Source organism: Burkholderia sp. BCC1988 (genome assembly GCF_905339895.1).
In the GTDB taxonomy this organism is placed as follows: Bacteria; Pseudomonadota; Gammaproteobacteria; order Burkholderiales; family Burkholderiaceae; genus Burkholderia.
Genome location: NZ_CAJPHA010000025.1, coordinates 106,380 through 115,524, shown reverse-complemented (window position 1 = coordinate 115,524; position 9,145 = coordinate 106,380). Strand labels below are relative to the sequence as shown.

10 protein-coding genes are annotated in these 9,145 nt (G+C 68.1%); 5 read left to right on the top strand and 5 right to left on the bottom strand.

The window, feature by feature from the left end; all coding sequences use genetic code 11:
* Both U4012_RS29865 and U4012_RS29860 read right to left on the bottom strand, forming a co-directional pair.
* The coding region (locus U4012_RS29865) for an ATP-binding cassette domain-containing protein (RefSeq protein WP_415750414.1) at window positions 1-201 on the bottom strand (201 nt) is incomplete at its 3' end.
* A 22-nt stretch (window positions 202-223) separates the two neighbouring features.
* A complete protein-coding gene (locus U4012_RS29860; RefSeq protein WP_124488434.1) occupies window positions 224-1,981 on the bottom strand; it encodes an ABC transporter permease in 1,758 nt (585 codons plus the stop codon).
* A gap of 501 nt (window positions 1,982-2,482) precedes the next feature.
* Here U4012_RS29860 and U4012_RS29855 point away from each other — a divergent pair.
* Window positions 2,483-2,749: a hypothetical protein gene (locus U4012_RS29855; protein ID WP_027786765.1), complete on the top strand. Its 267-nt coding sequence runs from the start codon at window positions 2,483-2,485 to the stop codon at window positions 2,747-2,749.
* A 31-nt stretch (window positions 2,750-2,780) separates the two neighbouring features.
* Here the strand turns inward: U4012_RS29855 and U4012_RS29850 are convergent, their stop codons facing one another.
* Window positions 2,781-4,097, bottom strand: coding sequence for an ATP-binding protein (locus tag U4012_RS29850; RefSeq protein ID WP_124488435.1), 1,317 nt, complete (start codon window positions 4,095-4,097; stop codon window positions 2,781-2,783).
* Complete coding sequence (locus U4012_RS29845; protein WP_006755678.1) at window positions 4,081-4,806, bottom strand: response regulator; 726 nt, start codon at window positions 4,804-4,806, stop codon at window positions 4,081-4,083. The genes U4012_RS29850 and U4012_RS29845 overlap by 17 nt, the downstream gene beginning before the upstream one ends.
* Window positions 4,807-5,032: 226 nt before the next feature.
* On the opposite strand from U4012_RS29845, the gene U4012_RS29840 reads away from it, so the two are divergent.
* Window positions 5,033-5,584 (top strand): Spy/CpxP family protein refolding chaperone, encoded by a 552-nt coding sequence (locus tag U4012_RS29840; RefSeq protein ID WP_321802908.1) that lies wholly within the window; start codon window positions 5,033-5,035, stop codon window positions 5,582-5,584.
* A gap of 71 nt (window positions 5,585-5,655) precedes the next feature.
* Here U4012_RS29840 and U4012_RS29835 read toward each other — a convergent pair whose 3' ends face one another.
* Complete coding sequence (locus U4012_RS29835; protein ID WP_321802915.1) at window positions 5,656-6,354, bottom strand: pirin family protein; 699 nt, start codon at window positions 6,352-6,354, stop codon at window positions 5,656-5,658.
* 368 nt (window positions 6,355-6,722) lie between these two features.
* On the opposite strand from U4012_RS29835, the gene U4012_RS29830 reads away from it, so the two are divergent.
* The 3 genes from U4012_RS29830 (at window position 6,723) to U4012_RS29820 (ending at window position 9,127) form a co-directional block, all read left to right on the top strand.
* On the top strand, window positions 6,723-7,499 hold the full coding sequence (locus U4012_RS29830; RefSeq protein ID WP_044847744.1) for an ABC transporter substrate-binding protein: 777 nt from the start codon (window positions 6,723-6,725) through the stop codon (window positions 7,497-7,499).
* A gap of 228 nt (window positions 7,500-7,727) precedes the next feature.
* Window positions 7,728-8,417: an ABC transporter permease gene (locus tag U4012_RS29825; RefSeq protein ID WP_044847743.1), complete on the top strand. Its 690-nt coding sequence runs from the start codon at window positions 7,728-7,730 to the stop codon at window positions 8,415-8,417.
* Window positions 8,414-9,127 carry an ABC transporter permease gene (locus tag U4012_RS29820; protein WP_044847742.1) on the top strand — a complete coding sequence of 238 codons (714 nt, stop codon included), beginning with the start codon at window positions 8,414-8,416 and terminating at the stop codon, window positions 9,125-9,127. Before U4012_RS29825 ends, U4012_RS29820 begins: the two co-directional genes overlap by 4 nt.
* The last annotated feature ends 18 nt before the right edge of the window (window positions 9,128-9,145 follow it).

Sequence of the window (9,145 nt, the reverse complement as noted above, 5' to 3'; positions counted from 1 at the left end):
CGACTTGCCCGAACCCGAACGGCCGAGCAGCCCGACGATCTCGCCTTGGCGCAGCGACAGGTTCGCGTCGTCGAGCACGAGCAACTCGCCCTGCGTCTTGTTGAAGCCGCGGCAGACATGATCGACGCGCAGGATTTCCTCACCGAGTCGCGGCGGCTGGGACGTCTGGACGGGGGCGTTTACAGCATTCGGATTGTGCATCGCGTTTCGCTCTCAATCGGTCTCAGTCGAGCCGCAGCTTCGCTTCGGCGAAGGCATACAGCGGGCGCCACAGCAGGCGGTTGAACAGGGTGACGAACAGGGACATCACGGCGATGCCCAGGATGATCTTCGGAAAGTCGCCGGCGGCGGTGGTCTGCGCGATATACGCGCCGAGGCCGTGCGCCTCGATCTTGGTCGAGCCCCACTGCACCGCTTCCGACACGATGCTCGCGTTCCATGCGCCGCCCGAGGCGGTGATCGCGCCGGTCACGTAGTACGGGAAGATGCCGGGCAGGATCGCCTGGCGCCACCACTGCCAGCCGCGGATCCGGAAGTTCGTCGCGGCTTCGCGATAGTCGTTCGGATAGGACGTGGCGCCCGCGATCACGTTGAACAGGATATACCACTGCGTGCCGAGCACGATCAGCGGCGACAGCCAGATGTCGGGGTTCAGGTGGAAGCGCGCGATCACGATCACGAACACCGGGAACAGCAGGTTCGCCGGGAACGCGGCAAGGAACTGCGCGAGCGGCTGCAGCTTCTCGGCCAGCTTCGGGCGCAGCCCGACCCACACGCCGATCGGCACCCAGATCACCGACGCGATCGAGATCAGCACGACCACGCGCAGCAGCGTGATGAGCCCGAGCGCGACGACGTGCCCGACCTCCCCCATCGTCACGCCGGTCGACACGAAGCTGACGACGCGCCACACGATATAGGCCGTGCCGAGCAGCAAGAGCGCCGCCCATGCGATGTCGACCGTGCGCGATGCCTTCTTCTCGACCTTCGGCAGCGAGAAGCGCATTGCGCCCGACAGCGGCAGGCGCAGCGGAATCCGCGCCGCCTTCGCGAAGAACCAGCCGGCCGGCACGAGCAGCTGGTGAATCAGGCGCGTGCGGCGCACGAGGTCGAGCAGCCAGGATTGCGGCGCATCGCCCGATGCGGTGTTCTCCATCCGGAACTTGTCGGCCCATGCGATCAGCGGGCGGAACAGGAACTGGTCGTACGCGAGGATCACGACCGTCATCGTCAGGATCACCCAGCCGATCGCGCCAAGGTTCTTGTCCGAGATCGCCTGCGCGAGATACGCGCCGATGCCCGGCAGCGTAATGGTCTGGTTGCCGACGGTGATCGCCTCCGACGCGACGACGAAGAACCAGCCGCCCGACATCGACATCATCATGTTCCAGATCAGCCCCGGCATCGAGAACGGCACCTCGAGCTTCCAGAAGCGCTGCCACGACGTCAGGTGGAAGCCGCGCGACACTTCGTCCAGGTCGCGCGGCACCGTGCGCAGCGACTGGTAGAAGCTGAACGTCATGTTCCACGCCTGGCTCGTGAAGATCGCGAAGATCGCCGCAAGCTCGGCGCCGAGCACGCGGCTCGGGAACAGCGCGAGGAAGAACGTGACCGTAAACGAGATGAAGCCGAGCACCGGCACCGACTGCAGGATGTCGAGGATCGGGATCAGCACCATGCCGGCCCGGCGGCTTTTCGCGGCGAGCGTGCCGTACACCAGCGTGAACGCGAGCGACGCGACCATCGCGGCGAGCATCCGCAGCGTGGTGCGCAACGCGTATTCGGGCAGGTTCGACGGGTCGAGCGAGATCTTCTGGGTCTGAAGGGTCCCGATCGGCGCCATCGTTTCATGAAAGCCGACGACCGCCATCGCGATCAGGCAGATGATCAGCGGAAACGCGATGAAGTCCCACCGGTTCGGCAGGACGCGCCACGCGGACGCGTTGGCGGTCCGGTTCGGATTGAAGAATCCGACGTCCATCAGGCGCCCTCCCCGGTAAGGCCGAACGAAGCCGGCAGACGATGTTGATTCATGGCAAAGCGCACGGGCGCGGTAATTCGACGCGGTAATTCGATTGATTCACGATTTCACGCCGGCGCGAGGCGCCGTGCGTGCAAGCTGCGCCCTCCGGGCGCGGCGAGTCGGGCCGCGACGGCACGACACTACACCAACCTGTATTTCAGGTTCAACCGTCCGGGGCCGGCTCGGCGCGGCGCGCGGGCGGCGCACGGATCGTGCCCGGCACGCGGGCGAACGGCAGGCGTGCGGTGCGGAGCAGCCCGGCCGCGGTCGTGCGGCCGGCATGCAGGCCCCGAATTATGCCGTGATCCGGGCCGGCCGGGAACCCGCCCGCCGCACACGGACACAAACCATGCAGGACGTCAGCGGACGATTGCGGCGAAGCAGGTATGATCGGGGCTAGCCCCTGGCGTCGCTAGCCCCATAGCCGCCAGGGATCGACCGACCAGCGGGAGGAAGCGAATGGCAGGAAACTTGGTGATCGTCTGCCGCGATCAGGACGCCGATGCGTTCTACGAGCTGATGCAGGAGTACGGGTCGTTCCAGACCCGGCTGTCGTCGACGGCGTGGTACCTGAACATGAACGTCGTGCCGGAATCGCTGCAGGAGGAGATCCTGGAGCGCCTCGGCCGCTATACGACCGTCTATATCTTCGAGGCCACGAGCGTGACCTACAACACCATCGACAGCAACGCCGCCGAGACGCTCGGCACGCTGTTCGGCGAATGATGCCGCGCGGCGCCTGCCCGGCAGGCGCCGCTTACGCGGCCTGGGCGTGAAGTTCGTCCTTCGGCACCACGTCGAACGGGAACGTCATCGCCACGCGCAGGCCGCCCTCGGGACGATTGCCGATCTCGCACGCCCCGCCCAGCCGCAGCACCAGCCGCTCGACGATCGCCAGCCCGAGCCCGCTGTGGCCGTTCCCGCCGCGCGCGGGGTCGAGCCGCACGAACGGACGCGTCGCGGCCGCCAGATCGCGCGGCGCAATCCCGCCGCCGCTGTCGCTGACCGACAGCACGTAACCCGCCGGCGTACGCGCCGTCTCGATGAGCACGGGCGGCGCGCCGTACGCATGCGCATTGTCCAGCAGGTTCGACAGGATCCGGTCGAGCGTCGCGGTCGGCAGGCGGAAGCCTTCGTCGGCGGCCAGATGCGTCTGGACCGCCGGCGCGTTCGGTGCGACCGCGCGATAGCTGCGGGCGATCCGCTCGCAGGTCTGGTCGACCGGCACGGGCTCGCTGCGGTCCGCCCCGCCGTGCGCGAACACGAGGAACTGGTCGACGATGTGCGACATCGAGTCGACATCGCGCACCACGCCGTCGCGCAGCCGCGCGTCGTCCATCATTTCCGCGCGCAGGCGCATCCGGGCGAGCGGCGTGCGCAGGTCGTGCGCGACGCCGGCCAGCATCACCGCGCGGTCGCTCTCGGCCTGCGACACCTGTTCCACCATCTGGTTGAAGCCGTGCGTGAGCTGGCGCAGCTCGCGCGGGCCGCGCTCGCGCAACGGCGGCACCGGCTGGCCGCGGCCGAAGCGCGCGACCGCGCGCGCCAGCGAGCGCAGCGGCTGCTGCAGCTGCCAGGCCGCGAACAGCGCGGCGATCACGCCGGCCGAGAAAATCGTGCCGAGCCACAACAGCATCCGGTCGAGCGAGCGCGGCGGGCGCAGCGGCTGCACCGGCACCACGATCCAGTTGCGGTCGCTCGGCTCCTTGACCCACAGCACCGGCGGATGGCCCGGCGCGCCGATCTCGACCAGCGTGCCGGGCGGCATCCGCTCGCTCACGTCGTCACGGAAACGCTTGAGCGGCGCCGCCAGGTTCGAATCGGCGTCTTTCGGCACATCGGGACTGTCCGGCGACACCAGCCGCACCCGCGACGGCAGCGGCTGGTCGGGCGTGCGCTCGACGTGCTGGCGCACGGCGTCGACGAGGAACGCGGCCTCCTCGACAGCATAACGCGTCTGCATCTGGTTGCGCTCGAGGCGCATCGCGAAGAACCACGCGAAGTGCGACAGGAGCAACACGCCGACGACCAGCAGCGCCAGCCGCCCGAACAGCGAATCAATGGGCTTGCGCATGGGCCTCGCCGTCGGGCACGAACACGTAGCCGCGCCCGCGGACCGTCTGGATGAAGCGCGGCGTCGACGGATCCGTTTCCAGGATGCGGCGCAGGCGCCATACCTGGACGTCGATGCCGCGGTCGGTGCCGTCGTACTCGGGCCCGTGCAGCAGCTCGAGCAGCCGTTCGCGCGTGAGCGTGCGCAGCGCGTGATTCACGAAGATCTTCAGCAGCGCGAATTCGCTGCTCGACAGCGTCGCCGGCTTGCCGTCGACCGACAGCGTGCGCGCCTGGAAATCGAGCACGAAACGGCCGAACGCGAACGGCTCGCGCTGCTCGGGCGCCGCCGCCGACGGCGTCGCGCGGCGGCGGCGCAGCACGGCCTGCACGCGCGCGAGCAGCTCGCGCGGGTTGAACGGCTTGCCGAGGTAGTCGTCCGCGCCGAGCTCGAGCCCGACGATGCGATCGACGTCGTCCGCGCGCGCGGTCAGCATGATCACGGGGATGTCGTCGCCGGCCGCGCGCAGCTGGCGCAGCGCGGTCAGGCCGTCCACGCCCGGCATCATCAGGTCCAGCACGATCAGGTCGGGCCGCTCGCGCTCGAGGCGCTTCTCGAGCGTCGCCGCGTCGTGCAGCACGGACACTTCCATCCCCTGGCGCACGAGATAGTCGCGCAGCAGGTCTCGGAGTTCTTGGTCGTCGTCGACGATGAGGATCTGGGTAGTCATGGCTCGAAGTTTAGCGCGCGAGCGCGGAGTCGAAGAACGAAACAAAGGGGCGAAAGGGTTACTGCGGGTTACGACGCAAGGGAACTGTAATGCGCCGTAACCCGGCAGCCATCCCGCGTAACACCGGCCCGAGCACGCGCCGCTAACCTGCGTCTTACCGGATGCGGCACCCGGGTCACCCCGCGCGCCGCATCGCCGGACCCTTTGGATACAAGGAGTTTCTGAAATGTATAAGAACACTTCCCGCGTGGCCATTGCGGCCGCCACCGTGCTCGCTCTCGCATTCGGCACCGCGCATGCCGCGCAGCCCAACGACATGCCGCCGCCGGGCGGCCCCGGCATGCACGAGATGCACGGCGGCCATGACGGCGGCCCGTTCGGCGCGATCATGAAGCTGCACGACCAGCTCAAGCTCAACGCGTCGCAGGAACAGCAGTGGCAGACGGCCGTCAACACGATGAAGCAGAACCATGAAGCGATGCGCAAGAGCCACGAGCAGATGCGCGAGCAGCTCAAGGCGCAGCAGAACCAGCCGATCCTCGACCTGAACGCGATGCACACCGCGCGCCAGCAGGCCGAGCAGCAGAACGCGCAGCTGCGCGAGCAGAGCTCGGCCGCGTGGCTTGCGTTCTACAACGGGCTGAACGACCAGCAGAAGACGACGGTCAGCACCGCGCTGAAGCAGCAGTTCGCGCGGATGGAGCAGCGTCACGAGAAGATGAAGGAACGCTGGGAGCAGCACCGCGCGGCCAAGGGCGCGTCGGCTCCGGCGCAGTAAGCCGGCGGGCCGCCTCCCCGGGCGGCATCGCGGGGGGACGCGGGCACCCGGCCCGCGTCCCCCGTTTCATTTCAGGCGACGTCGAACAGCAGCACCTCGGCCGCCCGGCCGCGTGCGAACGCGACCGCTTCTACCCCGGCGATCCGCGCGCCGTCGCCCGCGGCCAGCGCGTGGCCGTTGACCTCCACGTCGCCGCGCACCACGTGCACATAGGTGCTGCGCCCGGCCGGCACGGCGAATGCCGCCGCCTCGTCGCCATCGATCAGCCCCGCGAAGATCCGCGCATCCGCACGGATCGACAGCGCACCGTCGTCGCCGTCCGGCGACGCGACGAGCCGCAGGCGCCCGCGCTTCTCGTCGTCGGCGAAATGCCGCTCCGCGTAGCCGGGCCGTCCGCCCCGCTCCGCCGGCTGCAGCCAGATCTGCAGCAGATGCAGCACCCGGTCGCGCGACGCATTGGTTTCGCTGTGCATCAGCCCCGTGCCGGCGCTCATCCGCTGGACGCCGCCGGCCCGCACGATGGCGCCGTGGCCGAGGCTGTCGCGATGCGCGAGCGCGCCGTCGAGCACGCAGGTGACGATTTCGAGGTCGCGGCGCGGCTGCATCCCGAAGCCGCGCGTCGGCGCGATCCGGTCCTCGCTCAGCGCGCGCAGCGCGCCGAACGGCGGATGCGCGGCCCCGGCGGCGCCGGCAAGCGCAAAGCTGTGGCTCGATTCGAGCCAGCCTTGGCGCGTGTGGCAGCGGTCGGCGGCGCGGCGGATCTGGAACATGGGGCGGGCACTCCGGCAGGCAGATATTCTTTCTTCGGGTTTACCTGCACTGTAGGGACGTGCCGGGCGCGCCACAATCCGCCGCCCGCGCACCGCATCGTTGCACCCGCGAACCCAATCGGCGTGATGCCCGTCGCGAATACCGCGATTGCCGCAACGCCCGAATCGAAGAATCGATCGGTCGCGCCGGATTGCCGTTTTCCGGGTATCGCGTTCGGGTAAAATACCGCCCTTTTGGCGTTCGCCCGTCCGGCGAGCGCCGTTGCCTGCGCGCCGAAACACGAATTTTGGCCGTCTAGAATACGCCGCGGCGCCCGGCCCGACCGGCCGCGAGCGCCTCCCCGGAAGTGAGCGACAAAAGGATGGAAATGAAGAAGGCCGCCCTGTGCGCCGCCCTCGCCCTCGTGGCGGGCAGCGCCTTCGCGAAAGAGTGGAAGACCGTGCGGATCGGTGTCGATGCCAGCTACCCGCCGTTCGAGTCGACCGCGCCGAGCGGCGAGATCGTCGGTTTCGACGTCGATCTCACCAAGGAAATCTGCAAGCGGATCAACGTGAAATGCGTGTGGGTCGCGCAGGATCTCGACGGAATCATTCCCGCACTGAAGGCGAAGAAGTACGACGTCATCGTGTCGTCGCTGACCGTCACGGACAAGCGTCGCGAGCAGATCGACTTCTCCGACAAGGTGTACGACGCGCCCGCGCGGATGATCGCGAAGGCCGGCTCGCCGCTGCTGCCGACGGTCGCGTCGCTCAAGGGCAAGCACGTCGGCGTCGAACAGGGCTCGACGCAGGAATCCTACGCCAAGGCGTACTGGGAACCGCAGGGCGTGACGATCGTTCCTTACCAGAACCAGGACCAGGTCTACGCCGATCTCGGCTCGGGCCGCCTCGACGCGACGCTGCAGGATGAATTGCAGGCCGACTACGGCTTCCTGCGCACGCCGCGCGGCAAGGGCTTCGCGTTCGCCGGCCCGGAGGTGAAGGATCCGAAGACGATCGGCGACGGCACCGCGATCGGCCTGCGCAAGGACGACACGGACCTGAAGCTCAAGATCAACAAGGCGCTGGCCGACATGCACAAGGACGGCACGTACGACCGGCTGTCGCACAAGTATTTCTCGTTCAGCGTCTACTCGGCGCGCTGAGCGCCGACAATACCGGGAAGCGGATGCGGGGGCGGCCCCGCGTCCGGCACGACAGGCAGTCAACCACGCGCCGCCCGCCCCCTCGCCCGCCGCTCGCGCGACGGGCTGGCCCGGCACCGTTGCCGGGGCGGACGGTCATGATACGTACGGGGCGTTCCGCGCAGCTTGGCGGGCGCGTCTTTCGCGGCGCACCGCGTGCGCCGTCCGGGACCACACCAGGGACCACATATGTTTCTACAAGGCTACGGCCCGCTGATCCTCGCCGGCACCTGGCAAACCGTCAAGCTGGCGGTGCTTTCGCTCGCGCTGTCGTTCCTGCTGGGCCTGCTCGGCGCGGGCGCGAAGCTGTCGCGCAACCGCTTCACGAACGGCGCCGGCACCGTCTACACGACGCTGATCCGCGGCGTGCCCGACCTCGTGCTGATGCTGCTGCTGTTCTACAGCCTGCAGATCTGGCTGAACATGGCGACCGACGCGCTCGGCTGGGACCAGATCGACATCGACCCGTTCCTCGCCGGCGTGCTCGTGCTCGGCTTCATCTACGGCGCGTACTTCACCGAGACCTTCCGCGGTGCGTTCCTGTCGGTGCCGCGCGGCCAGCTCGAGGCCGGCAGCGCGTACGGGATGACCAACTGGCAGGTGTTCACGCGGATCATGTTCCCGCAGATGATGCGCTTCGCGCTGCCCGGCATCGGCAACAACTGGCAGGTGCTCGTGAAGTCGACCGCGCTGGTGTCGATCATCGGCCTCGCGGACGTCGTGAAGGCGTCGCAGGACGCCGGCAAGGGCACGCTGCGGTTCTTCTTCTTCACGCTGATCGCCGGTGCGGTCTACCTCGCCATCACGACGATCTCGAACTTCGTGCTGATGTGGCTCGAAAAGCGCTACTCGACCGGTGTCCGCAAGGCTGACCTATGATCGAACTCATCCAAGAATACTGGCGCAACTACCTCTACACCGACGGCTTCCGGATCACCGGCGTCGCGATCACGCTGTGGCTGCTGGTCGTGTCGATCGGCCTCGGCTTCTGCCTGTCGGTGCCGCTCGCGGTGGCCCGCGTGTCGAAGAGGAAGTGGCTGTCGAGCGCCGTGTGGCTCTATACGTACGTGTTCCGCGGCACGCCGCTCTACGTGCAGCTGCTGCTCTGCTACACCGGCCTCTACAGCCTGCAGGTCGTGCGCGGCACGCCGCTGCTCGACGCGTTCTTCCGCGACGGCATGCACTGCACGCTGCTCGCGTTCACGCTGAACACCTGCGCGTACACCACCGAGATCTTCGCGGGCGCGATCAAGGCGACGTCGTACGGCGAGATCGAGGCCGCGCGCGCGTACGGGATGTCCACCTTCACGATGTATCGCCGCGTGATCCTGCCGTCCGCGCTGCGCCGCGCGCTGCCGCTCTACAGCAACGAAGTGATCCTGATGCTGCACGCGACCACCGTCGCGTTCACCGCGACCGTGCCGGACATCCTGAAGATCGCGCGCGACGTGAACTCGGCGACCTACATGTCGTTCCACGCGTTCGGCATCGCCGCCCTGCTCTATCTCGTGATCTCGTTCGCGCTCGTGTGGCTGTTCCGCCAGGCCGAGCGTCGCTGGCTCGCGTATCTGCGCCCGCAAGGCAAGTAAGTTTCCGCAGGACTATTC

Bases quoted from the DNA above. Each gene is read 5' to 3' on its own strand.
- U4012_RS29855 (WP_027786765.1), top strand. From the start codon at position 2,483: ATGGCAGGAAACTTGGTGATCGTCTGCCGCGATCAGGACGCCGATGCG.
- U4012_RS29860 (WP_124488434.1), bottom strand. From the start codon at position 1,981: ATGGACGTCGGATTCTTCAATCCGAACCGGACCGCCAACGCGTCCGCG.
- U4012_RS29830 (WP_044847744.1), top strand. From the start codon at position 6,723: ATGAAGAAGGCCGCCCTGTGCGCCGCCCTCGCCCTCGTGGCGGGCAGC.
- U4012_RS29820 (WP_044847742.1), top strand. From the start codon at position 8,414: ATGATCGAACTCATCCAAGAATACTGGCGCAACTACCTCTACACCGAC.
- U4012_RS29825 (WP_044847743.1), top strand. From the start codon at position 7,728: ATGTTTCTACAAGGCTACGGCCCGCTGATCCTCGCCGGCACCTGGCAA.
- U4012_RS29850 (WP_124488435.1), bottom strand. From the start codon at position 4,097: ATGCGCAAGCCCATTGATTCGCTGTTCGGGCGGCTGGCGCTGCTGGTC.
- U4012_RS29845 (WP_006755678.1), bottom strand. From the start codon at position 4,806: ATGACTACCCAGATCCTCATCGTCGACGACGACCAAGAACTCCGAGAC.
- U4012_RS29840 (WP_321802908.1), top strand. From the start codon at position 5,033: ATGTATAAGAACACTTCCCGCGTGGCCATTGCGGCCGCCACCGTGCTC.
- U4012_RS29835 (WP_321802915.1), bottom strand. From the start codon at position 6,354: ATGTTCCAGATCCGCCGCGCCGCCGACCGCTGCCACACGCGCCAAGGC.